Annotated in this window: 23 protein-coding genes, 1 tRNA gene and 1 pseudogene; 12 read left to right on the top strand and 13 right to left on the bottom strand. The window is 63.1% G+C overall.

What is annotated here, in order from left to right:
• The first annotated feature begins 88 nt into the window (after positions 1-88).
• Positions 89-736 (top strand): TetR/AcrR family transcriptional regulator, encoded by a 648-nt coding sequence (locus tag RWT78_RS15845; RefSeq protein ID WP_314676549.1) that lies wholly within the window; start codon positions 89-91, stop codon positions 734-736.
• A gap of 4 nt (positions 737-740) precedes the next feature.
• On the opposite strand, the gene RWT78_RS15840 is transcribed toward RWT78_RS15845, so the two are convergent.
• Positions 741-1,463 (bottom strand): TioE family transcriptional regulator, encoded by a 723-nt coding sequence (locus RWT78_RS15840; protein WP_314676547.1) that lies wholly within the window; start codon positions 1,461-1,463, stop codon positions 741-743.
• A 108-nt stretch (positions 1,464-1,571) separates the two neighbouring features.
• On the opposite strand from RWT78_RS15840, the gene RWT78_RS15835 reads away from it, so the two are divergent.
• Positions 1,572-2,795 (top strand): erythromycin esterase family protein, encoded by a 1,224-nt coding sequence (locus RWT78_RS15835; protein ID WP_314676545.1) that lies wholly within the window; start codon positions 1,572-1,574, stop codon positions 2,793-2,795.
• 5 nt (positions 2,796-2,800) lie between these two features.
• Here RWT78_RS15835 and RWT78_RS15830 read toward each other — a convergent pair whose 3' ends face one another.
• A complete protein-coding gene (locus tag RWT78_RS15830; RefSeq protein ID WP_314676543.1) occupies positions 2,801-3,910 on the bottom strand; it encodes a serine hydrolase domain-containing protein in 1,110 nt (369 codons plus the stop codon).
• Positions 3,911-4,160: 250 nt separating this feature from the next.
• Here RWT78_RS15830 and RWT78_RS15825 point away from each other — a divergent pair, with 250 nt between their 5' ends.
• From RWT78_RS15825 to RWT78_RS15810, 4 genes are all read left to right on the top strand, one after another.
• Positions 4,161-4,694, top strand: a complete 534-nt coding sequence (locus RWT78_RS15825; protein ID WP_020970417.1) for an NlpC/P60 family protein — start codon at positions 4,161-4,163, stop codon at positions 4,692-4,694.
• Positions 4,695-4,759: 65 nt separating this feature from the next.
• On the top strand, positions 4,760-5,446 hold the full coding sequence (locus RWT78_RS15820; RefSeq protein ID WP_003940586.1) for a response regulator transcription factor: 687 nt from the start codon (positions 4,760-4,762) through the stop codon (positions 5,444-5,446).
• The gene (locus RWT78_RS15815; protein WP_007727705.1) at positions 5,443-6,438 is read left to right on the top strand and encodes a HAMP domain-containing sensor histidine kinase; all 996 of its coding nucleotides are present in this window, start codon (positions 5,443-5,445) and stop codon (positions 6,436-6,438) included. The genes RWT78_RS15820 and RWT78_RS15815 overlap by 4 nt, the downstream gene beginning before the upstream one ends.
• A 107-nt stretch (positions 6,439-6,545) precedes the next feature.
• Entirely contained in the window at positions 6,546-8,048 is a 1,503-nt protein-coding gene (locus tag RWT78_RS15810) for a DUF4153 domain-containing protein (RefSeq protein ID WP_314676536.1), read from the top strand.
• 73 nt (positions 8,049-8,121) lie between these two features.
• Here the strand turns inward: RWT78_RS15810 and RWT78_RS15805 are convergent, their stop codons facing one another.
• Complete coding sequence (locus RWT78_RS15805) at positions 8,122-10,458, bottom strand: arylsulfatase (RefSeq protein ID WP_314676534.1); 2,337 nt, start codon at positions 10,456-10,458, stop codon at positions 8,122-8,124.
• A gap of 204 nt (positions 10,459-10,662) precedes the next feature.
• Here RWT78_RS15805 and RWT78_RS15800 point away from each other — a divergent pair, with 204 nt between their 5' ends.
• Positions 10,663-11,331 carry a TetR family transcriptional regulator gene (locus RWT78_RS15800; protein ID WP_314676532.1) on the top strand — a complete coding sequence of 223 codons (669 nt, stop codon included), beginning with the start codon at positions 10,663-10,665 and terminating at the stop codon, positions 11,329-11,331.
• A 35-nt stretch (positions 11,332-11,366) separates the two neighbouring features.
• A complete protein-coding gene (locus tag RWT78_RS15795; RefSeq protein WP_007727692.1) occupies positions 11,367-12,284 on the top strand; it encodes a TauD/TfdA family dioxygenase in 918 nt (305 codons plus the stop codon).
• A 1-nt stretch (position 12,285) separates the two neighbouring features.
• On the opposite strand, the gene RWT78_RS15790 is transcribed toward RWT78_RS15795, so the two are convergent.
• Positions 12,286-13,248, bottom strand: coding sequence for a formylglycine-generating enzyme family protein (locus RWT78_RS15790; RefSeq protein ID WP_037125552.1), 963 nt, complete (start codon positions 13,246-13,248; stop codon positions 12,286-12,288).
• A gap of 49 nt (positions 13,249-13,297) precedes the next feature.
• Positions 13,298-13,373 (bottom strand) — tRNA-Arg (locus tag RWT78_RS15785).
• Positions 13,374-13,615: 242 nt separating this feature from the next.
• Here RWT78_RS15785 and RWT78_RS15780 point away from each other — a divergent pair.
• Positions 13,616-14,995 (top strand): LLM class flavin-dependent oxidoreductase, encoded by a 1,380-nt coding sequence (locus tag RWT78_RS15780; protein ID WP_165639134.1) that lies wholly within the window; start codon positions 13,616-13,618, stop codon positions 14,993-14,995.
• 9 nt (positions 14,996-15,004) lie between these two features.
• Here the strand turns inward: RWT78_RS15780 and RWT78_RS15775 are convergent, their stop codons facing one another.
• The 5 genes from RWT78_RS15775 to RWT78_RS15755 all read right to left on the bottom strand — a co-directional run bounded on the left by RWT78_RS15775 (position 15,005) and on the right by RWT78_RS15755 (position 19,900).
• A complete protein-coding gene (locus RWT78_RS15775; protein WP_003940366.1) occupies positions 15,005-16,003 on the bottom strand; it encodes a helix-turn-helix domain-containing protein in 999 nt (332 codons plus the stop codon).
• Between the two features lie 81 nt (positions 16,004-16,084).
• Entirely contained in the window at positions 16,085-16,951 is an 867-nt protein-coding gene (locus RWT78_RS15770; RefSeq protein ID WP_054825546.1) for an acyl-CoA thioesterase domain-containing protein, read from the bottom strand.
• A complete protein-coding gene (locus tag RWT78_RS15765) occupies positions 16,948-17,772 on the bottom strand; it encodes a DUF1295 domain-containing protein (RefSeq protein ID WP_042451087.1) in 825 nt (274 codons plus the stop codon). Before RWT78_RS15765 ends, RWT78_RS15770 begins: the two co-directional genes overlap by 4 nt.
• A complete protein-coding gene (locus RWT78_RS15760) occupies positions 17,769-18,692 on the bottom strand; it encodes an SDR family NAD(P)-dependent oxidoreductase (RefSeq protein ID WP_314676526.1) in 924 nt (307 codons plus the stop codon). The genes RWT78_RS15765 and RWT78_RS15760 overlap by 4 nt, the downstream gene beginning before the upstream one ends.
• Positions 18,689-19,900: an acetyl-CoA C-acyltransferase gene (locus RWT78_RS15755; protein ID WP_211920729.1), complete on the bottom strand. Its 1,212-nt coding sequence runs from the start codon at positions 19,898-19,900 to the stop codon at positions 18,689-18,691. Before RWT78_RS15755 ends, RWT78_RS15760 begins: the two co-directional genes overlap by 4 nt.
• 123 nt (positions 19,901-20,023) lie before the next feature.
• On the opposite strand from RWT78_RS15755, the gene RWT78_RS15750 reads away from it, so the two are divergent.
• The 3 genes from RWT78_RS15750 to RWT78_RS15740 are packed head-to-tail and all read left to right on the top strand — an operon-like array spanning position 20,024 to position 23,545.
• Positions 20,024-21,256 carry an acetyl-CoA acetyltransferase gene (locus RWT78_RS15750; protein ID WP_314676522.1) on the top strand — a complete coding sequence of 411 codons (1,233 nt, stop codon included), beginning with the start codon at positions 20,024-20,026 and terminating at the stop codon, positions 21,254-21,256.
• A 43-nt stretch (positions 21,257-21,299) separates the two neighbouring features.
• Complete coding sequence (locus tag RWT78_RS15745) at positions 21,300-22,817, top strand: carotenoid oxygenase family protein (protein WP_314676521.1); 1,518 nt, start codon at positions 21,300-21,302, stop codon at positions 22,815-22,817.
• The gene (locus RWT78_RS15740) at positions 22,814-23,545 is read left to right on the top strand and encodes a hypothetical protein (protein ID WP_037128481.1); all 732 of its coding nucleotides are present in this window, start codon (positions 22,814-22,816) and stop codon (positions 23,543-23,545) included. The genes RWT78_RS15745 and RWT78_RS15740 overlap by 4 nt, the downstream gene beginning before the upstream one ends.
• A 74-nt stretch (positions 23,546-23,619) precedes the next feature.
• Here RWT78_RS15740 and RWT78_RS15735 read toward each other — a convergent pair whose 3' ends face one another.
• From RWT78_RS15735 to RWT78_RS15725, 3 genes and pseudogenes are all read right to left on the bottom strand, one after another.
• The gene (locus tag RWT78_RS15735) at positions 23,620-25,248 is read right to left on the bottom strand and encodes a long-chain-fatty-acid--CoA ligase (protein WP_054825547.1); all 1,629 of its coding nucleotides are present in this window, start codon (positions 25,246-25,248) and stop codon (positions 23,620-23,622) included.
• Complete coding sequence (locus tag RWT78_RS15730) at positions 25,245-26,300, bottom strand: dihydrodipicolinate reductase (protein ID WP_003940172.1); 1,056 nt, start codon at positions 26,298-26,300, stop codon at positions 25,245-25,247. The genes RWT78_RS15735 and RWT78_RS15730 overlap by 4 nt, the downstream gene beginning before the upstream one ends.
• Positions 26,297-26,559, bottom strand: a pseudogene (locus tag RWT78_RS15725) (short-chain dehydrogenase); the annotation flags it as partial. The gene RWT78_RS15730 and the pseudogene RWT78_RS15725, both read right to left, overlap by 4 nt.

The following is a 26,559-nucleotide window of genomic DNA, read 5'->3' as shown; positions in this document are numbered from 1 at the left end:
GAATTCATCATGTCCTTACGAATGTAACCTTACGAATGTTTAGTGATGAGAACGTACCCCCTCGCCTTACATGTGTAAAGTTTGTCGGGTGAGTGATGTTTCCGAAGATGCCGATGAAACTGGGACGAGTGGTTCTCGGAGTACTCGCGCCCGAAATCCGAGAGGAAGCGGCGCACGGCTCCGCGGAGAGATCGTCGCCGCAGCGGCGACGCTCATCGCCCGCACCGGATCGGATCAGGCGGTGACGCTCCGATCGGTCGCTCGCGAAGTCGGGATATCCGCACCATCTATCTACGGACACTTTTCCGATCGCGATGCCATTGTCGAAGCGGTGGTCTCCGAATCGCTGGAGCAGTTGCATCTCGCCGTGGCCGACGCCGTTTCCGCACACCCCGACCCGGTCGAGGGTCTGTATGCCGGGTGCTCGGCATACGTCGAGTTCGGCACTTCCGAGCCCGCTCGGTATCGGGTCTTGTTCGGGTGGTCCAGGCCGAAAGGTCAGTCACCACAATCGGATACGCGAGGACTGGCCGCCTTCAACACGCTGGTGACCAACCTCGACGCGTGCGTCGCCGCTGGGAGGTCGGCCAGCACAGACACTTTTGTCGATGCGGTATCGATCTGGACTTCGCTGCACGGACAGGTGATGTTGCGGGCCGATCTTCCGGAATTCCCGTGGCCGTCGACCGACACCGTCGGTGAGATGGTGAGGAGCCTTGCGCGGCTTGTGAACTGACGCCTCAACCGTTTGCTGATCGGCAACCAGGCGAGGTCTGATCCAGCATCGTGAGATAGGCATCGAGCTGAGCTGCGCCGGCGAGAAGGTTGCGACTGCGTGTGGTCAGCCGGTCCTGCCAGGATTCGAGGAACGCTGACAATGCGTCTGCTCCGCCGGCCTCGCGCAGCGAATCGAGAAACTGAGCGACTTGCGACAGCCGATAGCCACCGCGCCGCAGCTGCCGTGCGATCTCGGCGTCGCGCACACACTCCGGACCGTATTCGCGATAACCCGTTGCTCGTTCGCGCTCGGGGCGCAGGATGCCGTGCTCTTCCCATGTGCGCAGTGTCGCCGGGTGAACGCCGAGACGGCGCGCGAGCTCACCCACCGTCAGCGCTGGACCGTGCACCTGTGCCGGTGCCATGGTGGACAGAGTCCCCAGCGCTGTGGCTACCTCGGTGCGAGTTCCTCGCTCGGCGAGCAGCGTCACGTGCGCACTGTCGATCAGGCGGTAGGCGGACTCGGTGTCGCCCTGGTTGGTCGCCCGCATGATTTCCGTGGCCCGCTGGTGCCCGTGACCGCCGCGCAATGCGAGGAAAGTGCGCAGGGCTTGCGCGTGCACTGGGGTGTATCGCCGGTAGCCGTAAGTGCTGCGCTCGGTCGGAGGGAGGATGCCGGCATCGTCGTAGTTGCGGATCGCCTGTGCGGACAACCCGTGTTCACGGGCAAGGTCTATGGGCCGCACTGATCACCTCCGATTGAGGCTTTTCACGGTATACCCCAGGTAATTGCCAGTAAAAGTTTCACTCGAATCTTCAACGATACTGTCGAAGGCAGTCCACCTTCGAAAGGGATGATCATGTCCACTGCCCCAGCGCTGAGTGAGTTCGGCCGCCAACTCGAAGACGCGGCAAGTCTTGGTCGTGCGGTCGACGAACTGCTCGCCACGCTAACCGAGGTGCCGACTCTGCTCGCCCTCGGCGAGCCGACCCACGGAGTCAAGGTATTTCCGTTGCTGCGCAACGAACTTCTCGGCCAACTGGTCGAACGAGGATATCGGTCGATCGTGCTCGAAACAGATGTCTTTGCGGCTTTGCTCGTGAACGACTACGTGAACGGGGGAGAGGCGGACATCGAGAAGGTGCTTGCCACAGGCTTCAGCCACGGATTCGGTGCGGTACCGGGTAACCGCGAACTCGTCGAATGGCTACGCGAGTACAACCACGGCCGCGCTCCGGCCGACCGAGTTCGCTTCTACGGCTTCGACGCTCCGGTGGAGTACTCCGGCGCACCGAGCCCACGTGGCGCGCTGTCTGCAGCAGGTGACTTCCTGCCCGCTGCGATGCGGCCGCACTCGTTCGACGACATCGACCTTCTGCTCGGGCAGGACCCCGACTGGACCAACCCGGCGGCGATGTTCGAACCGGCTGCGTCCGTCGGCAACTCCGATCAGGCTCGTGCCCTGCGCATCATTGCGGACGACCTCGCCAGCGTCCTGCGGCGCGCCGCACCTGTGCTGCGGCCCGCCGACCCGGGTGGATACGACCTGGCCCTCGCACACGCACGCACCGCTGTAGGTCTTCTGCGCTACCACGCCGCGATGGCGAGTTCCGCTCCTGATCGCATCGGCACTCTGCTCAGTCTCCGTGCCGAGATGATGGCCGAGAACCTGCTGGCCGTCGTCGCCCAGGAGCAGCGACGCGGGCCGATCCTGCTCTTCGCACACAATGCCCATCTCCTGCGAGTGCCGTCCGACATGCCCGTCAACGGCGACGTGGTCAGCTGGGGGAGCGCCGGCTCACTTGTCGGACTTGTCCTCGGGGAGCGCTACGTATTCGTGGCAACCGACGCCAACCCCGACAGTGATCCGGGCACTCTGCAGGGAGCGTTGGCCGATGCGACCAGTCGGCGTGCCCTGTTTCCGGCGCCCGCACTTCGCACAGCACTTGACCCGTCCGTCACCGCGGGAGAGGCGATCCTGCCCGGCCACCTGCCGCTGAAACCTTCGGAGTTGGACGGCGCCGACGCGGTCATTTTCGTCGCGGACACTGATGGAAAACGTCATCAATACTGGTAACAACGTCAGGGGCAGAGTGCGTGCGAGAGTATCGCGACGGTGTCCGGCTGGTCCTTCGGCGTCGACGTCAGCGTCACAGTGAACGCGCGGTCCGGCGTCGCACCGGACAGTGTGTAGTACCCGTAGATCCCGCCACTGTGGCCGGTATAGGTGACGCCGCAGGGAAGTTCGGTGGCGCCGACGCCCATCCCGTACCCGAGTCCCTCGGCTTCGGTGGCGGCGACCTGAGGGGTGGTCATCTCGGCAAGCTGCTCGGCCGGCACCACCTGCCCGTCGAGTAGTGCACGCCAGAAGGTGTTCAGGTCTGTGCCCGTCGAGACCATCGCTCCGGCAGCCCAGGGGATCGACGGTTCCGTGCGGGAAACGTCGGTCAGGCCACCGTCGAGATCCTGATAGCCCGTCAGGTGATCGCCCCTGATGTCGAGCTCACCGGCCGGCGGGAGGTACGTGTCTTCCAAGTCCAGCGGATCGAGTATCCGAGACCGGAGTTCATCGGCGTAGCTGCGGCCGCTCACGGATTCGACGAGCATTCCGAGAACGATGTAGTTGGTGTTGGTGTAGACGAACGACGTTCCGGGGACGAATTGCGCCGGTTTGCCGAGGGCGATGGCGACCGCGGCGGACGGCGTCAGCGTTCGGTTCTCGTTAGCGGCAATCCATTCGTCGGCGCCGGGTTCTCCGGCGAACTCGGGAAGGCCGCTGCGATGTTGCAGCAGTTGCCGCACGGTGATCGCGCTACCGTCGATGCCACTGCCGTCCATGTCACTGCTGTGCAGTAGGCCCGGGAGATACCGCTCGATCGGTGCGTCGAGGTCGACCTTGCCCTCGGTGACCAATTGCAGAACGAGCGAAGCTGTGAATGTCTTTGTCACACTTCCGATCCGGACGCGATCATTCTTGCCGATCGAATCGCCGTTGGTCCGGTTGGGCACGCCGCTGGTCATGACAGCCGTCGTGGTGCCGTCGTCGAGTGTTGCGATCGACCCGACGACACCCGACCTGGTGAGTCCGTCAAGATCCGATTGAATCTCCACTGCGCGCTGGAGCGTCGAGCAACCGACGAGTGCCGTGGTGGCTCCGATGATGACCGCGGCGACGAGCAGGTATGGGCGCATGAGTCGAATCTATGGACCTAGTCGTGCCGCGGGATCCAGGAAATCCCCCATCATTCCCTGATCTTCTGCCGGCCCGGGACGTAAGGCCTGTTTGTTCAAAACCGACAAATCGGATCAATCATTCCTGTCCGAACACCACGTCCACGCCGTTAACATCCGAACGAAGTGTTTGTTTTCACGTGTCTTACCAGTTCACGGCTATCGAGGTGCGCTGCCGCGCGCCGAAACGACCCCCACGAAGGACGGATGCATGAAGAAGTCGACACTCCGAACGGGAACGGTCGCGGCTTTGCTGACCGGAAGTGTCCTGTTGCTCTCCGCTGCCCCTGCCTCAGCCGACCCGGGAAGCCTCGGTAGCGGTGGCAGTAGCGGGAGTTCCGGAAGCTTGGGAAGCACGGGCAGCATCAGCAGCGGATCAGCCGCCCTTCCGATTCCGAGTCCGGCAGGGCTGATCGCGCTGGCAGCGGCGAGCACTCAGACCGGAAAGCCCTACCAGTGGGGCGGCGTCGGGCCGAACTCGTGGGACTGCTCCGGGCTGGTGCAATGGGCGTTTCGGCAGGCCGGCGTGAATCTGCCACGGACCAGCCAACAGCAGGCCAACGTCGGACAGCCGGTTCCCCGGTGGGCCCTCGCCCCCGGCGACGTCATCACCTTCTACCCCGGTGCGACGCACGTCGGCATCTACGCTGGGTTCGGAATGGTGTTCAACGCCTACGGAGTTGGTGTTCCGACCGGACTGACGCCGCTGGCGGATCTGCCGATCAACAACATCCGCAGGTTCTAGAACCTGCACAGAACCTTCACAAGTCCTCCCAGGTTCATCCACGAGGGCCGAATACAGTCAGTTCCATGAGTCAGCGAAGAGTGCTCGTGGTCGACGACGAGGTCAGCATCTGCGAGTCCATCGCGGCGAGGCTGCGTGCCGAGGGCTACGACGTCGAGCTGGCGTTCGACGGTCCCAGCGCGGTGGCCCGCTGCGAGCAGATGGACGCAGACCTGGTGGTACTCGACGTGATGATGCCGGGATTCGACGGACTCGAAGTCTGCCGCCGCATCCAGGCCGTGCGCCCGGTGCCTGTGCTGATGCTGACCGCTCGCGCCGATGAAACGGACATGCTGATCGGTCTCGGCGTCGGGGCCGACGATTATCTGAGCAAGCCGTTCAGCATGCGTGTGCTCGTCGCCCGGGTGCAGGCTCTGCTTCGGCGTGCTGATCGCGCGGAGCACGCTGCACGCCCGGTGGCCGACCTCCTCGAGTTCGGTGACGTCGTGATCGACCTGACCGAACGTCGAGTGCGCCGTGATGCGCAGGAAGTTCACCTGACTCGCACCGAATTCGATCTCATCGCCTATCTGGCGGAGCGGCCGCGAGCCGCGATCCCGCGGGAGTCGCTGCTCGAGGAGATCTGGGGCTGGGGTGAGGGAGCGGGCAGTCGGACCGTCGACAGCCACGTCAAGGCACTGCGACGCAAGCTCGGACCTTCCGTGATCCGGACCGTTCACGGCGTCGGGTACGCCTGGGACGTGCCGCGATGAGCGTCGTCGACCGTCTTTTTGCACGGTGGCCGCGGCCGCTGGACCCGATGCGGTCCTTCAAGGTGAAGGTCGGCCTCCTGGTTGTCGCAGCACTGGTGTTCGCCGCGGGTGGTTTCTGGCTGACGTCGCAACAACCGTTTCGTTTTGCTCTACTGACGGCGTTGGTTGTCGCTCTCGGCGTTACGCAGGTGCTCGCACACGGGATGACGTCACCGCTTCGCGAGATGACGGCCGCGGCGAAGGCGATGGCGCGCGGCGACTATTCGCGGCGAGTACGAGCGACTTCCAGAGACGAAGTAGGCGAACTCGCCCATGCGTTCAATCGGATGGCCGAGGACCTCGGGGCCGACGACCGGTACCGCCGCGAGTTGATCGGCAACGTCTCCCACGAATTACGGACGCCCATCACCGCTTTGCAAGCCATGCTCGAGAACGTCGTCGACGGTGTCGAAGAACCGGATCCGGCGATGATGAAATCGGCGCTGCGGCAAACGGAACGACTGGGCGCGCTGGTAGCCGACCTTCTCGATCTCTCGAAACTCGAGGGTGGCGCAATGCCGTTGAAACGCCGCCGTTTCGAGGTCGAGCCGTTCCTACGCGAGCTGTCGAGTGTGAGTGCGGGCGACATCGAGATAGACGTCAAGCCTCCACAATTGTCCGTGGTCGCCGATCCGGATCGCCTCCACCAGGTGGTGACCAACCTGGTGGACAATGCGGTTCAGCACGGGAACGTCGACACCAAAGTTGTCATCCGAGTACGTACCGGCAGCGCGGGGGAATTGGTGCTCGACGTCCACGACGACGGCCCCGGCATCGAACCACAGGCCCGTGAGCGAGTGTTCGACCGCTTCATCCGCGGCGGCTCGACAGACGGAGGCACCGGACTCGGCCTCGCGATCGCGAAGTGGGCGGTCGAATTACATGACGGCAGGATTGCCGTCGTCGATGCCCCGTCGGGTTGTTGCATTCGAGTAGTGCTGCCGCAGAACTGAACCAAAGTCCCTGACGAGATCGAGAGATCTCGCGATGGCGCATGTCTTCATCGGCATTCGTCTGTACTTCCGACCCTGAAAATTGAACCAGACACATAGGAGATCACATGAGCGCTCCGATAGTAATTCCACCGAAACCGCCGATGCCGGCCGTAAAACCCAAGCGTCCCAGCCGGTTCTGGCGTCCCGATCGCACGTCGATGGCCACCCGCTCGATGCTCCTCGGCGCGGCCGCAGTAGGGGTGCTTGCGGCCCTGATCCTCGACCCAGGGTTCGCGAGTATCGCGTACGTGATCGTGGGTGCCGGTGTGGTGATCGTCTTCGGGATTCTGACGCCGCCGCGGATGACCGTGACGCAGTGGGTCGCCGCGATGGGGATGCTCGCACTGCTGGGTGTTGCCGCCGTTCGCGGTGCGGAGTGGTTGGTGTTCCTCTGCGTCGTGGTTGCGTGGGTTCTGTTCACGTGGACTCTGATCGGCGGGCGGACGTGGACCGGGATACTTCTGGGAACGCTTGCTCCCTGGCGGGCACCGCACCGGACGGTCAACTTCGTTCGTCGTCGAAAGCTCGCTACCCGCTCTGCTCCGCGGGTGCCGGCGGCGCGAGTTGTCGTCGTGAGCGCAGTGTCGATTCTTCTCCTGTTGATTTTCGGATCTTTGTTCGTGAGTGCGGATCCGGAGTTCGCGAAGATCTTCGGCGGCTTCGCTCCGGCCATCTCGGTGTCGAACCCGGGGGCACGGATCTTTGCCGGCGTCGTGATGGCGTTCGGCACGCTGGTTGCGGTGTACCTGCGCCGCAGAACGCCGACGGTGGACGCGTTTGCACCTGCGCCGGCGACGCCGTTGCCGATGTGGGAGTGGGCGGTCCCGCTCGGAGTGCTCAACGTGCTGTTCCTCGGTTTTGTTGCAGTACAGACGAAGACGCTGTTCGGGGGAGACGAGCACGTACAGGTGACCGACGGACTGACTTATGCGGACTACGCGCGTGAGGGTTTCTGGCAGCTCATGGCGGTTACCGTGCTGACGCTGCTCGTCATCGCCGTCGCAGTGCGGTACATCGACCGCCGCGACGCTGGATCGAGGCGTCTTGCCCGCGGACTGCTGGGTGCCCTGTGTGTCTTCAGCCTGGTGATCGTGGCGTCCGCTGTGCACCGGATGTGGTTGTACGAGAATCAGTACGGTTTCACGGTGCTCCGGGTCAGCGTCTTCGCGACAGAGCTGCTTCTGGGATTCGTGTTCGTGTTGTTGCTCGTCGCAGGTATTCGGATGTCCGGGAAGTGGCTGCCCACAGCTGTTCTCGCCACTTCGGCCGTCGCGCTGCTGGCCTTCGCGGTGTTCAACCCCGACGCGTACATCGCGCAAAAGAACGTGGAACGGTTCGAGGGCGGCAAGAGCATCGACGTTTCCTACTTACGCGGGCTCTCCGTCGACGCGGTACCCGCCTTGGATCGTCTACCGGAACCGCAGCGTTCGTGTGCCTTGAGCAGATATCGATTCGGAGTGCCGGGCACCACTGCGCCCTGGGAGTTCAACGCAGCGCGTGAGAAGGCCCGCGACGTCCTGGAAGCTCGCCCGGTGGGGCCGTGCCTGCAGATGTACACGGTCGGATAGACGCAGGGCGATTGTGCAGCCGCACGGCAGATATCGCGCGCGGCTGCACAATCGGCGAGCGTCGCCTGGTCGATCAGTGCACGGCGAGTGAGATTTTCTCCCGTTCCTCTGCGGACACCACGTCTCGGGTGGATCGTAAGTCGACGGTCACGCTGTGGAGTTTGCCGCCGTAGCGGAACGTGCCCTTCTCCGCAAACTCCTCCGCCACCGGGCTTCCCCGGTTGATGCCGACGTCGAGCTGTTCGTTCATGCTGAAGATCGCCCGAGTGGTCTTCTCGATCCGGCCTTCGGAGATCACCTCGCCGTCGACAATCAGGGTGGCGGTTCCGCCCTTGCCGATTCCGCCGCCGTCGTACTCGAAGTGGACGGACACCTCGCACGCATCGGGTGCCAGCGGGTTGCGCCCACGCACGAAGGTCCGACCACCGCCGCTGAAGTTGTAGCAGTAGACGGGAACGGAATCGATGATGTACAAAGCGAATCCGCCGAACCGGCCACCGAGGCTGACCAGCATGCCGTCGGCGACGCTACCCAGACTCGCGGTCAGCGTGTACGAGCGGTTGAAGAACGTCGGCGCGGCTTTCTCGACCAGACCGTTCATGTGTGGGTACAGCGTGAGGGTCTTGCGGCCCATCATCGGATGCGGGGGTCGTGATTCCGCGGTGGCGTGGCGACCGACCGTTCTGTCGTCCAGCGGCAACACCTGATATTTGGCCGCCTCGACGAGGAACTTTTCCTTGAGCCGGGCCAGGATCTCGGGATGCTCGTCCGCGAGATCGCGGGCCTGCGACCAGTCGACCGAGGTGTCGTACAGCTCCCAACGGTCCTCGCTCATCGGTGTGAGCTCGAGGCCGTGAGTGGCCATCAGCCAGGGTGCGCGGTGGGCCGTGACTGCGGTCCAACCGTGATCGTAGATTCCGCGGTTGCCGAAGATCTCGAAATACTGTGTGGTGTGGCGCTCTTCGGCGTCGGGCTCGGCGAAGGTGTAGTTCATCGCCACGCCTTCCATCGGTTTCTGGGTCACCCCGTCGACGCTGGTCGGTGCCGGAATACCGGCAGCTTCCAGGATTGTCGGCGTGATGTCGACGCAGTGATGCCACTGCTCCCTGATTCCTGGCTTGTCGATCCCCTTGGGCCAGTGGGTGATCAGACCGTTTCGGGTACCGCCGTAATGGGACGCAACCTGCTTGGCCCACTGGTAAGGGGTGTCGAGAGCCAGAGCCCACGACGCCGGATAGTGCGGGTAGCTGGTTTCGGTCCCCAATTCGTCGTAGCGCGCCAGTACGTCGGATGTCGCACTCTTGTAACCGTTGAGGCCGGCGAGGTAGTTGAACGAACCCTCCATTCCGCCTTCCGCGGAAGCGCCGTTGTCACCCATCATGTAGAGCACCAGAGTGTTGTCGAGTACACCCATGTCCTGCAACCGGTCGACGAGCCTGCCTACCTCGTCGTCGGTGTGCTCGAGAAACGCCGCGTACAACTCCATCAAACGGGCCGAGACCTTCTTCTGGTCGTCGTCGAGTTCGTCCCAGTGTGGGAGCCCTGGAGCCCAGGGGGCCAATTCGGTATCAGGAGCGACGACGCCCAGTTCCTTCTGCTTTTGGAGGGTGATCTCGCGTTGGCGATCCCACCCGTGATCGAATTCGCCGACGTACTTGTCCAGGTAGCGGTCCGGAACCTGCAGTGGAGCGTGGCACGCGCCGAAGGGGAGATAGCAGAACCACGGCTTGTCGGGGTCCATCGTGTTGACACCCTCGACCCATTCGATCGCGTGGTCGACGAGATCTTCGGACAGGTGGTAACCCTCCTGTGGCGTCTTGGGTAAGTCGACCATCGTGAAGTCCTCGTAGAGAACCGGGGTGAACTGGTCGGACTCGGCACCGAGAAAACCGTAGAACTTGTCGAAACCCTCACGGACCGGCCACCGATCGAACGGCCCGGCAGCGGTGGTCTCCCACGTCGGGGTCTGGTGCATCTTGCCGAAAGCACCTGTCGCATAGCCGTTTCCCTGCAGGACGCGTGCGACCGTGGCTGCAGAGGCGGGTCGGGTTCCGTTGTATCCCGGTGCCGCGTTGGCCATTTCGGAGATGACACCCATACCGACACTGTGGTGGTTGCGCCCGGTCAGTGTGGCGGCACGCGTCGGCGAGCACAGAGCCGTGGTGTGGAATCGGCTGTATTTCACGCCGGTTTCGGCCAAACGCTCGGCGGTGGGGGTGCGGCACGGGCCACCGAACGCGGAGGGTGCGCCGAATCCGACGTCGTCGATCATGATCAGCAGCACGTTCGGGGCCCCGACCGGCGGGCGAAGCGGTTCCGGGCGGGTGTACGGGGGATTCTGATCGGGGTAGTACACGGCGGCCGCGACGTTCGGCGTCTCGGGAATGATCGGAATGGAATGGCGATTCACCAGCAGGCTCCTTGGCGTGTGCAAAACCGGGTGGATTAAGCGGTCGTCTTAATCTGGAGCGTATCGAGCGGAATTGAGTTGGCGGCGTATGTCTCGTTGACTGGGACAAATACCCCCGTGAGTGGCGAAGGAGTCCCTGCACTCCCTAACCGCGCACGGGGGTGGGCCTTGCGGAATTAAGACAATGACTTATATGGTCGGTGTATGCCCGCCTCGTTGGATGCCAAGAACGCCATGATCGCCGTCGCCGAGCGGATGTTCGCCGAGCAAGGTATTCACGAAGTGTCCATGCGGGACGTGGCGACTGCGGCCGGGCAGCGCAACAACTCTGCAGTTCAGTATCACTTCGGTGGGCGAGACGGTCTGGTGCTGGCCGTATTCCGGCATCGGATGGATCAGATCAACGCAGCGCGACTGACGTATCTCGACGACATCGACGCCAGTGGGCATACCGACTTGGTCCGTGCTTTGGTCGAAGCCTTTCTGTACCCGCTGGCAGATTTTCTGGCGACGGTCGACGGTTCCAACTATGCGAGGTTCATTGCCCGAATCTCACCGTCGGTGGATACGCAGAGTGCTGAGTTCCGCGAGGTCAGTGAAGGAATCAACGAGGTTGTCGTCAGGTTGACGCGGGCATTGCCGCATCTGCCCCGCCGCGTCGCGGTTGAACGGATCGATCTGACGTTCAACATGAGCGTCTCTGCTCTGGCCATCTTCGAGCAGCGCCGCGAAGACGAAAACCCCGTTGTGCAGGCAGATTTCGATACGACGGTGGATCATCTGGTCGATCTCGCGGTAGGAGCACTGACCGCGCCCCGAAGCGCACACAAACGCACACGAGCAAAGCGGGTGCACGCGTCGACTGACGTGTGACCCCGCGACACGACACGACAGGACGGAGTCATTCGATGGCTACCCTTACATCCTCACGAACAGTCCAAATCGGCAATCACACAATCGAATTCGGACCACGCGGAATGAGGCGCAATGCGGAAGGCGTTGAATCGAGGCCGTACGAGCGGTTCACTCTGACACCCGTCACACCGTTCATCGGTGCCGAGATCAGCGATATCGACTTGCGTGATCCGTCGGAGGAGCAGATCGAGGACGTGCGCCGGGCCCTCCTCGAATGGAAGGTCGTGTTCTTTCGGGACCAGCCGATTTCGAGCGTGAATCATCGTGACTTCGCGGCCCATTGGGGTGAACTCGAGGTTCATCCACTTCTCCCACAGGGAGAGGTCCCGGCAGTCGTCAGATTCGAACGCGGAGAGGACAGTCCAGGAACCGAGAACATCTGGCACGTCGACGTCACCTGGACGAAGACGCCGCCGCTCGGTTCAGTACTTCGGGCGATCGACGTACCGCCTGCCGGTGGTGACACGCTCTGGGCCGATATGGGTAACGCCTTCGACTGCCTCCCCGACGAGATCAAGGAATTGATCGACGGCAAGGACGCCATCCACGATTTCGTGCCGTCCTTCGGACGCGGCATGAGCCCGGAGAAGTTGGACCAGATGAAGGAGCAGTACCCGCCGGTCCTGCACCCGATGGTGCGTAAGCATCCGGAGACCGGGCGTAAGACTCTGTTCGTCAACAGCCTTTTCACCACCCACATTCCGGACATGGATCCTGTCGAAGGCAACGATCTGCTCAACCTGCTGTTCGCGCAGGTCAAGGTCCCGGACTTCCAGTGCCGCTTCAAGTGGGCGCCGAATTCCATTGCCTTCTGGGACAACCGGGCTACCCAGCACTACGCAGCGAGTGATTACTTCCCTCATCGCCGCGTCATGGAGCGGGTGGCCATCCTGGGGGACGTGCCCTTCTGATCTACTCCTGCGGAATGCGGATGATGCACCGGAAGCCGACGTGGCAGGTCGAGGACTCCTCGGATTCGCCCTGCCGCGCGGCGGGGCGGTAGCGCAAGCAGTAGTTCGGTGCACACAGATGTGAGCCTCCCTTGATCACCCGTCGGGCGTAGGGTTCGCCCACCAACGCCTCCGTGGCGAACTCCGCTCGGGGATTACGAGGAATGCAGCACGACGAGGCCGGCGCGACGTTCTTGGAACTGTGGGCGTGGTCCGATGTGTAGTGATCGGCCGTCCATTCCCACACGTTCCCGGCCATGTCGAACAGTCCGTAGCCGTTGGGCCGGAACTTTCCGACCGGAGCGGTGCGCTCGTAACCGTCCTCGAGCAGATTCTCCCAGGGGAACTGGCCCTGCCACACGTTGCCACCGGGCCGCCCGCCCGGAGAGTCGTGATCGCCCCACACGTACGCCTGGCGATCGAGTCCACCGCGGGCGGCAAACTCCCACTCGGCCTCGGTCGGGAGTTCCTTGCCGGCCCACGCGGCATAGGCCTGGGCGTCGAAGTACGACACGTGGGTGACGGGGTGCCGTTCACGTCCCCCGATGTTGCTGTCGGCTCCCTCGGGATGGCGCCAATCGGCGCCGGGAGTGAACGACCACCACTGGGTGTAGTCGTCAAGTGAAACCGGGCCGGGTGGCGAATTGAAGACCAACGATCCCGGGACGAGGAGGGCTGGATCGGCGTCGGGATAGTCGGCGGCATCCGGGGCGATTTCAGCAGTGGTGACGTGGCCGGTTGCCTTCACGAAGCGTCGGAACTCGGCGACCGTCACCGCCGTCGTGTCCATCCAGAATCCGTCGACTGTGACCTGGTGAACTGGGCGTTCTTCCGGATAGAAATCTTCGGAGCCCATCCAGTACGTCCCACCCGGGATCAAAGACATGTTCTTCGGGGGAGTAGCCGTGGAGTGAGGCGTCGTCATGAATTCAAGAATGGCACGTTGGTGGCGCCGATGTGGGGAGAGTCCCACCTGGTGCCCTCGGCAGGATTCGAACCTGCGACCCTTCCTTTAGGAGAGGAATGCTCTATCCCCTGAGCTACGAGGGCGGGGAGCGTACCGACAAGCACTGAAAACCCTGTGCTGCCGGGGTTTTCGCTTCTCGATACTGCTGTTGCGTCCGCTCGACCTGTCGGCACGATGCCTCGGGCGTCACAGCTGCGCTAGTCAGTGTAGCGGCCCGCCGACGAGGTCGCGAAGTCGACGGTATCGCCGGGTGCAAGCAGGAGCCGAACCGATCGCACTGATCGCAATGGTGTTCACCGCGGAGCAGGCACGGCATCGTGCGGGAATGACCCGCAGAATCCGCTTCAACGCCTTTGCCATGAACTGCGTCGCCCACCAATCGCCAGGTCTGTGGCGCCACCCGGAGGACCAGTCGTCCAGGTACACGGATCTGACGTACTGGACGGAGTTGGCGAAGCTCCTCGAGCGTGGACGATTCGACGGGCTGTTCCTGGCCGACGTGTTGGGAACGTACGACGTGTACGGCGGCAATCACGACGCAGCGCTGCGGCAGGGCGCGCAGGTGCCGGTCTCGGACCCGCTACTGCTGGCGTCGGCGATGGCTGCCGTGACCGAGCACTTGGGCTTCGGGATCACCGCGGGTACAGCTTTCGAGCATCCCTACCCGTTCGCTCGGCGATTGAGCACCCTCGACCACCTGACGAACGGGCGAATCGGGTGGAACGTGGTCACCGGATACCTCCCCTCGGCCGCACGGAACATGGGCGAGGACGACCAACTCCAGCACGACGATCGCTACGACCACGCGGACGAGTACCTCGAAGTTCTCTACAAGTTGTGGGAAACGTCGTGGGAAGACGACGCGGTGGTGCGTGACAGAACCACCGGGGTCTACACGGACCCCGCCAAGGTTCATCCGATCGAGCACGAAGGCAAGCACTTCACGGTTCCGGGCATCCACATCTCCGAACCTTCTCCGCAGCGGACGCCGGTCATCTTCCAGGCCGGCGCGTCGCCTCGTGGGGTGCGGTTCGCCGCCGAGAATGCCGAAGCAATTTTTGTCGGTGCACCGACAAAGGCGATTCTCAAAGACACCGTTGCCCGAATCCGAAACGAACTGACGAAGGTCGGGCGAGATCCGTACTCGGCCCGCATCTACACACTGTTGACGATCATCACCGACCGAACCCCTGAGTTGGCCCAGGCGAAGCTCGAGGACTACCGCAGCTACGCGAGTAGTGAAGGCGCGCTCGTTTTCACCTCGGGGTGGATGGGAATCGACCTCTCCGGATACCGAGCGGACGAACCGATCGGGAACGTCGAGAGCAATGCCATTCAATCCGCGGTCGCATCGTTTCGTCAGGCCGACGAGAAAGGCGGCGAATGGACGGTGGGGGACATCGCGGAGTGGGCGGGCATCGGCGGGCTCGGCCCGATCGTTGTCGGTTCCGGCGCGGAGGTCGCCGACGAGTTGCAGGAGTGGGTGTCCGAGACCGACGTCGACGGGTTCAATCTCGCGTACGCGGTGACTCCCGGAACCTTCGAAGACATTGTGGAGCATGTGATTCCGGAGCTGACCAAACGAGGTGCCTACCAGAGCGACTACGACGAGGGAACGCTGCGCAACAAACTGTTCGGGCGAGGGGACAGGCTGCCGCTCGAACACCGAGGCCGGAGCTTCGACCGGATCCGCACTGCCGGCTGAGCGGGGACCTCAGGACCAGCCGGACCCGGGTACGTGAACCGAGGTGGTGAGGTCGACGGCCTCGATGTCCGAAGACCTCAACTCTTCACCACACACACTGCAACCCAAGCGCGCTTCGAACCGTTTACCGCAGGCCTTGTGATGGAGAACGATGTCCGGGCCGTCCGCGGATCTGAACCAACGCTGACCCCAGGAGATCATGCACATCACCACGGGGAAATACGCCGTGCCCTTGGCGGTGAGTCGATACTCCGACCACTGTGGGCGATCCGGAAGCGGACGCGTTTCCATCACACCGATCTCGGTGAGGTGCTTCAAGCGATCCGCGACTATCGCCGGTGGTGCACCGGTGATCTCGGCGAACTCTCCGTAGCGGCGAGCGCCTCGGAAAGCTGCACCGATGATCGCCGCTGACCAGCGATTGCCGACAAGTTCCATCGTGTGAGCCAGAATTTCCGGACGGCGTTCGGACTTGGTGGAGCGTCGCCGCGATGTTGCTTCCGGGACACTGCGTGAGAAGTCCCCACTCGGACCCATTTGGGAGTCCAGGGATCGTACGTCCACGTCCTCGCCGCACTCCTTGCAGCGCAGGATCGGGGTGAAGTCGTTTCCGCAGGTGCTGTGCCGCAGTGGTGGAAGCGGCTGGGTTTCGTTGGGCGCCCACTGCTTCTCCCACGACCACATGGTGATGAGGACGGGCCAGATCGACTGCCCTTTGCGGGTGACCGAGTATTCGTGCCTGGGCGGGTTCTGCTGATACTCACGACGCTCGAGCATTCCGCCGGCCGTCAGGACCGCCAACCGTGAGGACAATACGGAGTTGGAGATTCCCCCGAGGGCGAGCCAGTCGTTGTATCGCCGCGACCCCAACAGGGCGAATCGCAGAATCCAGAGGTTCCACTCGTCCCCCAACAACCCGAGCGTGACGGCCAGTGCGTTCGGACCGCCGGCAGGCAACTCGGTGACGCCCGCCGACGCGGTGGGTGTCGAAGATCCGGCTGCATTCACTCGTACCACCCCGAAATCATAGGCCGCGCACCCTGCGGCACCGCGAGACCGTACCGAATGGTCTGCAGAAAGAGTCGGGAATCACTCGGTGCGGGCAATGAGTAACGCTTCCTGAGTGATCTGGCAGATCTGGAGTCCGGATCGATCGAAGACCGCCGCATTCACGACTGCCCTGCCGGTGTGAGCAGTGGGGGTCGAGTGCTCGAAGAGCAGCCACTCGTCCGCCCGCACAGGGCGTTGAAACCACATCGTGTGATCGAGGGACACACCAGTCCAGTCCGTGTCGAGCGAGTGCTCCTGCCCGATGTCGTAGCCGTGCGGAGTCAGCGCGGTTGCCATCAGCATCAGATCACTGGCATAGGCGAGAGCAGCCACGTGAATCAGCGGATCGTCGCTCAGCCGCTGAGCCGAACGCATCCAGATGTTGCGCGGAGGCGCCGCCGAATGCGCGGTGGGGGACTGCGAATCGATGGGGGACACACGAATCTCGATGGCGGAGAACTCCTCCCACACCTCACCCAGCCCGCCGTCTGCCTCGGCCAACTCCTGCAACGTCACGCACTCAGCGGGCGGGAGTGCGGTAGGTACTGCGCGACTGTGAGTGATGCCCTCGTCGATCGAGGAGGCAGAGACCGTGGAACGACAGACGAGTCGTCCGTCCTGGTGGACATCGACGCCTCTGGTGGACAGGCGTTTTCCATCCCGAAGGCGATCTACCGAGAACTCGGTCGCGCGATTCGTCGACCCCGGGCGAAGGAAGTGGGTGTGGACGGAACTGATCGCTTTGCCGTCGGTAACCGTGTGCCCGGCTGCGAGAATCGACTGGGCCACCAGTTGGCCGCCGAACAGCTGAGGCAGCCGAACACCGTCGTTCGACCCTTGCCACCGGTCCGGGCCGGTCGATTCCAGATCGAAGACGTCGGCGAGACCACTCGTGGGGGCGCTCACGACGCGTGGTTTCGTGCCGGACGGGGTGGACGAGGTAAGAATCCGCTGGTCCGGGCGACGTAGTCGTCGTAGGCCTGCCCCTTGCTCTTGCGCATGCCGCGTTCGAGAAGGGCCTTACCGCTGTAGCTCACCAGCAGTTTGATCATGACGATCGGAGAGACGATCGTGATCAGCGCCAATGGATCACCAAGCGCGAGGATGAACAGTCCGACCCAGACGCATGCATCACCGAAGTAGTTGGGATGGCGGGTCCAGGCCCAGAGCCCACGGTCCATCACCTTCCCGGCATTGGCCGGATCAGCTTTGAAGCGGGAAAGTTGGTAGTCTCCAACCGATTCGAAGACGAAGCCGACGGTCCAGACCGCGATGCCGATCGCGCCGAGGACTCCGAGGGCGCGAAACTCGTACATCGCGAACTGGACGGGCAGCGACACCACAAGAATGAGGACGCCCTGGAGGCCGTAAATTTTGCGAATCAGGAACGGAACCAGCGGTCCCTGTTGATGTTTGAGCAGGGCAGTATAGCGCTTGTCCTGCCCGTGCCCACGGTTTCGGAAGCCGATGTACAGGCCGAGTCGCATTCCCCACACCACGGTCAGAGCCAGCACCACGAGGCGACGCAGATCGTTGCCGTCCGACCCGATGGACGTCAGGTACGAGACGACGGCGACGACGGCGAAGCCAGGCCCCCAACAGATGTCGATGATCGAGTGATTGTTCATGCGGATGGCTACGGCCATCACGACTGCGATGAAGACGAGGACGGCGAGTGCGCTCACACCGAAGTTCAGTGCAAGATCGCCCAGTGGGATGTCGGTCATGCGCGCGCTTTCTGATTGTGGTGGTCGAGCAGTTCGGAAGCGAAGTCCGCGAAGGCTTCCTGTGCGCTCGGATAGGTGTGAGGAGCGCCGAGTCGGCTGGTCACGAGTAGCGCGTCGAGCGCTTTGGCATCGAGTTCTGTGGTGGTGGGCAAGAATTCGGTCGAGCCCTCGACGGCGTCGGCCGAACGCACCCCGTTGCCTGCCGTGACGATCACCTGCCCGTTGGTCGTGGACTCGGGATCGACGAGGGCGGTGACCACCGGGGCCACCAGGTCGGCACCCATGATGTCGATGAATCGTGGATCCATTCCGGATTCGGTCATCTGCGTAGTGGCATAGGGCAGTACGACATTGGTGAACACATTGCGACTCGCACCTTCGCCGGCTGCGGTGCGTCCCAATGCGATGACGGCACCCTTGCTGGCGGCGTAGGCGGACACGGTGGGTTCTCCGTGCAGTCCTGCGGTCGAGGCAATCATCACGATGCGCCCGAATCCGACTTCGCGCATCACTCCGGTGGCTTCGGCGGCGACCAGTGCGGTTCCGACGACGTTTGTCGTGATGACGGTGCTGAGGTTCTCGGCGGTGGTGCGATGAAGCATCTGTGGACCGCTGACCGCGGCGCTGGTGATGCAGAAGTCGAGTCGTCCGAACCGAGTGAGAGCGTCGTCCACCAACTTTCGGCCGACCTCGGGGTCGGTGACGTCGTCGTGGTTGGCGACGGCCTGTCCACCGGCTTCGAGGATTTCGTCGACAACCTGATCTGCAGGGCCTCGGCCGCTCGAATCGAGTGTGCGATTCCGATTGTTGACGATCACCGTGACCCCTCGGCTCGCGAGATGCAGTGCGACGGCACGGCCGAGGCCCTTACCCCCTCCCGTGACGACGGCAACGCGGCCGGAGAGTGAACTGACGGTCATGAGGCGATCCGTTCGACGAGCACCGCGACTCCGACACCGGCGGCGCCGCTGACCGCGGCCACACCGTAGCGACCGTCGCTCCGTACCAGTTCGTCGACACATGCGCCGACGAGAATTGCTCCGGTGGCGCCGAATGCATGGCCCATCGCCATCGTGCCTCCGTTGGGGTTCATGCGGTCCGGCCCGGCGTCAAGATCGCGGCGGAACCGTAGGCAGAGCGCGGAGAACGCCTCTGCGAACTCGAACACGTCGATGTCCTGTGGACGAAGCCCGGCTCGCGCGATGACTGCCTCCACGGCGCTCTGACCCGCCGTGAGCATGAGGACCGGATTCACCGAAGTCGAGGCGGATCCGATGATCCGTGCGCGAGGGGTCAAGCCGGCTCTCGCCGCGGCTTTCTCGGATCCGAGGAGTAGGAGAGCTGCGCCGTCGGCCATGGCGGGAGAGGATCCGACGGTGTGCAGGTGTTCGATCTTGCCGACCTCAGGGTAGGCAGCGAGCGCGAGTGCATCCTGACCGGCGGCGCCGAGCCCTTCGAAGGCGGCAGGCAGCGCTGCGAGTCCCTCTGCCGTCGTCTCTGCCCTGACCAGTTCGTCGTGGGCTGTTCCCGCTTCTCCGTTTCTGCCGGGGACAGGCACAACGGACCGCTCGAATGCGCCGTTGCGCCAGGCCTCGGCAGCCTTGTGCTGGGTTTCGACGCCGTAGGCATCCAACTCGTCGCGGGAGTACCCCTCGATCGTGGCATTCAAGTCGGCGGCAACACCCATATGGATGGAACCGATCTGCGCGATAGTTGCCGGATCGGTCCACAGCGGTCCGCGATCACTGAACATCGGAGTCCGGGAGACGCTTTCGACGCCACCGGCCACGACGAGGGACACGTCGTCGCCGCGAATGCGGGCCGCGCTCTGGCCGACTGCGTCGACGCCGGATGCGCAGAATCGGTTGAGGGTTGCGCCGGGGACGGAGTCGCCCCAACCGGCAAGGAGTGCGGCAGTTCTCGCGATGTTCGCGCCCTGCTCGTCCACCTGCGATGCGCAACCGAGAACGACGTCGTCGATCTGTTCTGCGGCGAGGTTCGTTCTACCCTGCAAAGCCTTGGCCAGATGGACGACAAGATCGACTGGGCTGTGTTCGTGGAGGGCGCCTCGCGCCGATGCTCGACCGCGCGGCGTGCGCACGTAGTCGAGGACAAAAGCATCAGTCATTTTCAACCCTTCAATTAGTAGAGTTACTCTGCTAGTTGTAGTACGGTTGCGGTGAAATTACAACCGCCGTTGCGCGGGTATCTCGGTGACGTCACCGAGGCCGGATCGGCAAGGGGAGAGGTCATGACTGTTTCGAACATTTGGATTCTCGGCGGGTACCAATCCGACTTCGCACGGAACTTCACCCGTGAGGAACTCGATTTCGCGAACCTTGCCGAAGAGGTGGTGAACCACACCCTGGACGCGGCGAAGGTTCCTGCCACCGACATAGAGGTGATCCACGTCGGTAATGCCTTCGGGCAATTGTTTGCCGGCCAAGGTCAGCTGGGCGCGATGCCCGCCACCGTGCATCCAGACCTGTGGGGTGTGCCCTCGTCTCGGCACGAGGCGGCGTGCGCATCGGGCAGTATCGCTGTACTTGCAGCGATGGCAGACCTGCGCGCCGGCAACTACGACGCGGCTCTGGTGATGGGTATCGAACTGGAGAAGACGGTTCCGGGTGATGACGCGGCCGGCCATCTGGGCGCCGCAGCCTGGGTCGGACACGAAGGTCAGGAAGCAAAATTCATGTGGCCGTACATGTTCGACCGTGTGTCGAAGGAGTACGGGCGGCGTTACGGGATCGACGAATCTCACCTTCGCGCGATCTCGCAGATCAACTTCGCAAACGCGAAGAACAACCCCAACGCGCAGACACGCGGTTGGGCGGTGCCCGATCTACTCGGGAATGCAGGCGGCGACGACGCCACCAATCCTGTTGTGGAAGGTGGTGTTCGACGATTCGATTGCAGCCAGGTGACCGACGGTGGCGCCGGGGTGGTGCTGGTGACGGACAAGTACCTCCGAGAGCATCCTGGCGCCGCGGCGACTCCGCTGGCCCACATCGCGGGCTGGGGTCATCGGACTGTTGGTTTAGGTCTCGAGCAGAAGCTGGCCCGCGACGCCGATAATCCCTACGTGATGCCACACGTTCGGGATGCGGTGATGGACGCCTTCTCCCGGGCCCGAGTCGAACTTGCCGGGATGGACGGGATCGAAACACATGATTGTTTCACGGCGAGTGAGTATCTCGCGATCGACCACATCGGTCTGACCGCACCCGGCGAGTCGTGGAAAGCCATCGAGAGTGGTGAAATCGCCATGGGCGGCAAGTTACCGATCAACCCCAGCGGCGGTCTGATCGGCGGTGGTCATCCGGTGGGTGCCAGTGGTGTCCGAATGCTTCTCGACGCGGCCCATCAGGTGACGGGAACGGCCGGCGGTTTCCAAGTCGAGGGTGCGAGCCGCTTTGCGACACTCAACTTCGGTGGAAGTACGGCCACCACCGTCAGTTTTGTCGTCGACGCAGTTTCCTGAAAGTGCAGCCCAGCCTTTCCCCATCAGTCGAAAAGAGAATTCCATGGACGTCGAAATCGTAGGCAAGTTGTTGTCCACCCTTCCCGCCGATGACGATCACCCGTATCGCACCGGCCCGTGGCAACCCCAGACCACCGAGTTCAAAGCGGACAACCTCGAAGTCGTCTTCGGTGAGGTTCCGAAAGACCTCGACGGTGTCTACCTGCGCAACACCGAGAATCCGCTCCATCCCTCGATGAAGGCGTATCACCCCTTCGACGGTGACGGCATGATTCACATCGTGGGCTTTCGTGACGGAGAGTCGTTCTACCGCAATCGATTCGTACGGACTGACGGGTTGGCGGCCGAGCAGGATGCCGGCGGCGCCTTGTGGGCCGGACTCGCCGAGTCTCCCAAACTCAGTCGCCCCGAGGGCGGCAAGGGTGCGCGCACCCGGATGAAGGACGCGTCCAGCACCGACGTCGTCGTTCACCGGGGGACTGCTCTCACCAGCTTCTACCAGTGCGGAGATCTGTATCGTCTCGATCCGATGTCGGCGGAGACACTCGGAAAGGAAAGCTGGAACGGCAAGTTCCCCTTCGAATGGGGTGTGTCCGCGCATCCGAAGGTGGACGACAAGACCGGAGAAATGCTGTTCTTCAACTACAGCAAGGAAGCGCCGTACATGCACTACGGCGTCGTGGACTCGGCCAACGAGTTGGTCCACTACGTCGACGTCCCGCTTCCCGGTCCGCGGTTGCCACACGACATGGCCTTCACGGAGAACTACGCGATCCTCAACGACTGCCCCTTGTTCTGGGATCCGGTTCTGCTGGAGAAGGGCGCGCACGTCGCGAATTTCCATCCCGATATCCCGCTGCGTCTCGGAGTCATCCCACGCCGCGGAAATACCTCTGACATCAAGTGGTTCGAAGCCGATTCGACCTATGTCCTGCACTTCGTGAACGCCTACGAAGAGGGCGACGAGATTGTTCTGGACGGTTTCTACCAGGGTGATCCGGAACCGTCGGACAACGGTATGGGTAATCAGTGGGAGCGCGCCTTCCGTTTCCTCGCTCTCGATCGTATGCAGACCCGGCTTCACCGCTGGCGTTTGAACCTGGTCACCGGAGCCACGCGTGAAGAGCAACTCAGTGACTCGATCACTGAATTCGGCATGATGAACGGCAATTTCGCGGGCGAGAAGTACCGATACGCCTATGCGGCTTCGGGTAAGCCGTCGTGGTTCCTGTTCGACGGCTTGGTCAAACACGACCTGCTGACGGGCAACGAGGAACGATTCTCCTTCGGTGACGGTGTGTACGGCAGCGAGACCTCGATGGCGCCGCGCGTGGGTGGTGCCGCCGAAGACGACGGCTATCTCATCACGTTGACCACTGACATGAACGAGGATGCGTCCTTCTGCCTGATCTTCGACGCTGCCCGCGTCGGAGACGGACCGTTGTGCAAACTTCGCCTTCCCGAACGAATTTCGAGTGGTACGCACTCGACGTGGGCGCCGGGCGCCGAGCTCCGACGCTGGCAGAGTACCGACACCGCCGCCGAAGCGGTCGGACTGTGACGGGCACGCACGACGCGGGCACGTGGGAGATCCTGCGACAGGTGGTGATCGGTGCACGAGACCTGGACAAGACCGGTCAACAACTACGTGAAGCGTTGAATCTGGCACCAGGATTCACAGATCCACTGCTCGAAGACATCGGTTTGGCCGACGAGACCTTGGCCGTCGGGCCGCAGGCATTTCTCGAGATCGTCGCACCGCTCGACGAGACGGTCTCGCTGGCGAGATGGATCCGCAAGGGCGGAGGGGAGGGCGGCTATGCACTCTCGATCCAGGTTTCGAACATCGAGCCCTATCTGGAACGTGCAGCTGCGGCCGATGTTCGGACGGTGGCAGATCTCGAGGCCTACGGTCACCGGATCGTCCAACTTCATCCCGGTGATCTCGGACTGCTCGTAGAACTCGACGAGATTCCCGACGCCGACGAGTGGTTCTGGGATGAGACGGAGAAGGAGGTTTCCCTCGATCCCTGGGTCGACGACATCCTCGGCGTCGACGTGTCCTCGCCCGATCCGGCCAGGACGGCGACGCTGTGGGCCGAAGTGTTCGGAAAGAAACCGGTCTCGGCGCAACCACTCTCGATCAGGCTGGGATCACGCGTCGTGTCGTTCGTTCCGGGGGAGCGGTCGATGCTCACTGCAATCGATCTGGCGGCGTCGAGCGGCGCGTCTGCCGTCGAGCCCGGGCTGAGTGTCGGCGGCGTGGAATTCCGGATTCACCCACGCTGAGCGTGCTTCACATCGAACGACAGAAATCGGGGCCGATCGCTCGAAGCGACCGGCCCCGAATTCGTGTCATGGACTCAAGCGAAGTCCTGTCGCAAACGAGTCTTGAGCAGCTTCCCGCTAGCGTTGCGTGGCAGCTCCTCGATGAACCGAACCGCACTGGGGCACTTGAAGTGAGCCAGTCGCTCGCGTGACCACTCGATGATCTCCGCTTCGGTTGCATCCGAATCAGCAGCTCGAACGACCACGGCAAGGGGAGTCTCACCCCACCGATCGGAGTGAACGCCGACTACCGCGACCTCGCGGATGCCGGGGTGCCCGGAGAGAACACTCTCCACCTCGGCCGGATAGACGTTCTCACCGCCGGAGACGATCATGTCCTTGAGGCGGTCGTGGAGGTAGAGATAGCCGTCCTCGTCGAACGATCCGCCGTCTCCGGTGCGAAGCCAGTCGCCGTCCAACATGGTGGCCGCAGTTGCTGCTTCGTTACGCCAGTAACGCTTCATGACGTGAGCGCCGCCGATGACGACCTCGCCGCGGGTACCGACCGGGACGTCTTCGAGCGTCACGGGATCGACGATGCGGATGGGCACTCCGAACATCGGCTGCCCGACGGACTTCAACCGATGCGCGGTCGACTCGTCGGTCGCCCGATGATCTTCCGGGGTCAGCATGGTGACGCCGCCGGTCGACTCGGTGAGTCCGTATGCCTGCAGGAAACTACACCCGAAGACCTCGGTCGCGTCTTGCAACAGGGGCAGTGGCATCGGCGCGGCTCCGTAGACCAGGAACTGCAGGGCACTCCAATCTGCCTCGCGCACAGCCGGAAGGGAGGTCAGGACGCTGATCACCGCGGGAACGGCGACCGCATGCGTGACTTTGTACTCCTGCATCAGCGCGACGAGTTCGAGAGGTCCGGCGATGGTTTCGAGCAGTAGAGCGCCACCGCCGAGCGTCGTGACCAGGGCGAGACCCAGTCCGGCCACATGGAAGAACGGAACCGGGCACATAGCCACGGAGTCGGTGTCGAGATCGAGCAGGTGATACATGGTGGCGAGGGCACGGCCGAGGTTGGCGCCGGTGAGTTCGATTCCCTTGGGGTGACCGGTGGTTCCCGACGAGTAGAAGATCAGCGCTGTGTCGTCGGGGCGGCGCGACGACCCCGGATCGTCGTCGCCGACACCGGAAAGCCAGTCGTTCCACGAGATCGAGTTTCCGACGCCATCCACCGTGACGACGGTACGGACGCTACCGACCGCCGCGGCGACGTCGGAGAGGCCCTCATCGCCTGCTCCGAGTACGACGACGGTCGGCTCGCTGTTGCTCAGGATGTAGTCGACCTCGCCCGGTGCCAGCCGATTGTTGACGGCCGTCAGGATCGAGCCCATCTTCGAAGATCCGTACAGGACGGAGAGGAAAGACGGTGCATTGGCCCCGATGTACGCCACCCGGTCGCCGGGTCGAACACCATCGCGCAGAAGTGCATTCGCGACACGATTTGTTTCGATGTCGAGTTCGCGGAAACTGGTACGCCCGTCATCGGAGATGACGGCGGTGCTCTCCGGACTGGCAATCGCCCGGCTGCGCAGCAAGTCTTCCAGATTCTGCACGGGGCGACCGTCGGGCAGGAGCGCGTTCACGGAAGGTTCACGGACGGCAGGTTCACGGGTGGCAGTCGAACCTACGGCCGTCGGCTGAGTTGTCATGCTGAATGCTCCAATCTGAAGGGGGCAAAGACAGGGGGTTCGAAAATGCCGGCGGGAGCAGCGAGTACATGCTCGACGGCGCGTAGTGCCGGGCCTGCAGTGATGAACTGACCGGCTGTCGTGCGACTGTTCGGATCTTGTGGTTCGACCAGGTTGACGGTCATCACGATCTCGGGTTTGCCGAAGAGGTGGACTTCCCATTGGTCCCGTCCCGCGTATTCGTCGCGATCAGGTTCCATGGTCCAGATGATGGCGAGGGTGAGGAACTGCTTTCCGTCGACTATTGCGTGCCAGCGCCATTCGGTGGTTCCGACGGTTCCCGCGGCGATGCGTCCGGCGGCGACGTCGAGATCCGTACGTGCCGGAACGACCCTGTGATCGGACACGACCTCGTCGTAGGTGACGCCCAGGCGCTCGCACATGAACGCGATGGTCTCGAGGTACAGCGACGCGTACAGCGAGGGCAACGGCCCGGTTCCGTCCAGTTCCTCCGGGGGCGAACCCATTCCCATGACGGTGAACGCGAAGTCGGGGTCAGGCATGCCGCGAGCGTCGAGCACCTCGTCGATCGTAATTCGGTCGAGTTCGATCGATGTTCCCGTCAGCGCCAACGCCAATCGCTCGCCGATGACACCTGGGCTCACGCCGACCCCGTAGAGCGTCGAATCGCCTTCCTTGCATGCTTGGGCGAACATGTGCTCGCGTTCGGTGCCGTGTGCGCGGGGGAAGTGCTGCCCGGCCGTCGTGATCACGTTGATCCCGGCGCGAAGCAGACGGCACAGATCGTCGTCGTGGCGTTCGTACGGAATCTGCAACCGCGGACTGTGGATGAGAACCTGTGGGCGCGAGCGGATGATCTCGTCCACGTCGCGTGTAGCGATCACCCCCGTCGGTGCTCGTCTGGCGATGTCACCGGCGTCTCGACCCGCCTTGGCGTCGCTGTACACGTAGAGGCCGACCAACTCGAGGTCGGGACGATCGATGATTCCGCGTAGCGCCGTCTTGCCGATGGCGCCGGTCGCCCACTGGGCAACACGAATCGGATCGCTCATGATCGGGTGGTCAGTTCGCCGGCGAAGAGGAGCTTGCCCAGTCCGCGTTCGTACCGAATCGGATCGCGGGCCAGGCGCGCACGCGCGTCGATTGCCATGAAATCGGTGTCGCACGTCCACTCGCCGCGTTGCATGGCGGCGAGTCCGGTTGCCGCGATGTCGAGAGGGTTTTCCTTGTGGCCCTGCACATGTGACGCCATGCGGGTGTCGACGCTGCCGACGATCAACGACGTGACGGTGATGCCGTGCGGTTCGAGTT

This window comes from uncultured Rhodococcus sp. (assembly GCF_963525155.1).
Taxonomy (GTDB): Bacteria; Actinomycetota; Actinomycetes; order Mycobacteriales; family Mycobacteriaceae; genus Rhodococcus_F; species Rhodococcus_F qingshengii.
The sequence above is the reverse complement of the archived record's forward strand: the minus strand, read 5'-3'. Positions and strand labels throughout refer to the sequence as shown.

Excerpts from the sequence above, each read along its gene's own strand:
- RWT78_RS15835 (WP_314676545.1), top strand. The coding sequence starts at position 1,572 with ATGATCATGTCCACTGCCCCAGCGCTGAGTGAGTTCGGCCGCCAACTC.
- RWT78_RS15830 (WP_314676543.1), bottom strand. The coding sequence starts at position 3,910 with ATGCGCCCATACCTGCTCGTCGCCGCGGTCATCATCGGAGCCACCACG.
- RWT78_RS15825 (WP_020970417.1), top strand. The coding sequence starts at position 4,161 with ATGAAGAAGTCGACACTCCGAACGGGAACGGTCGCGGCTTTGCTGACC.
- RWT78_RS15820 (WP_003940586.1), top strand. The coding sequence starts at position 4,760 with ATGAGTCAGCGAAGAGTGCTCGTGGTCGACGACGAGGTCAGCATCTGC.
- RWT78_RS15815 (WP_007727705.1), top strand. The coding sequence starts at position 5,443 with ATGAGCGTCGTCGACCGTCTTTTTGCACGGTGGCCGCGGCCGCTGGAC.
- RWT78_RS15810 (WP_314676536.1), top strand. The coding sequence starts at position 6,546 with ATGAGCGCTCCGATAGTAATTCCACCGAAACCGCCGATGCCGGCCGTA.
- RWT78_RS15800 (WP_314676532.1), top strand. The coding sequence starts at position 10,663 with ATGCCCGCCTCGTTGGATGCCAAGAACGCCATGATCGCCGTCGCCGAG.
- RWT78_RS15795 (WP_007727692.1), top strand. The coding sequence starts at position 11,367 with ATGGCTACCCTTACATCCTCACGAACAGTCCAAATCGGCAATCACACA.
- RWT78_RS15790 (WP_037125552.1), bottom strand. The coding sequence starts at position 13,248 with ATGACGACGCCTCACTCCACGGCTACTCCCCCGAAGAACATGTCTTTG.
- RWT78_RS15780 (WP_165639134.1), top strand. The coding sequence starts at position 13,616 with ATGACCCGCAGAATCCGCTTCAACGCCTTTGCCATGAACTGCGTCGCC.
- RWT78_RS15765 (WP_042451087.1), bottom strand. The coding sequence starts at position 17,772 with ATGACCGACATCCCACTGGGCGATCTTGCACTGAACTTCGGTGTGAGC.
- RWT78_RS15760 (WP_314676526.1), bottom strand. The coding sequence starts at position 18,692 with ATGACCGTCAGTTCACTCTCCGGCCGCGTTGCCGTCGTCACGGGAGGG.
- RWT78_RS15755 (WP_211920729.1), bottom strand. The coding sequence starts at position 19,900 with ATGACTGATGCTTTTGTCCTCGACTACGTGCGCACGCCGCGCGGTCGA.
- RWT78_RS15750 (WP_314676522.1), top strand. The coding sequence starts at position 20,024 with ATGACTGTTTCGAACATTTGGATTCTCGGCGGGTACCAATCCGACTTC.
- RWT78_RS15745 (WP_314676521.1), top strand. The coding sequence starts at position 21,300 with ATGGACGTCGAAATCGTAGGCAAGTTGTTGTCCACCCTTCCCGCCGAT.
- RWT78_RS15735 (WP_054825547.1), bottom strand. The coding sequence starts at position 25,248 with ATGACAACTCAGCCGACGGCCGTAGGTTCGACTGCCACCCGTGAACCT.
- RWT78_RS15730 (WP_003940172.1), bottom strand. The coding sequence starts at position 26,300 with ATGAGCGATCCGATTCGTGTTGCCCAGTGGGCGACCGGCGCCATCGGC.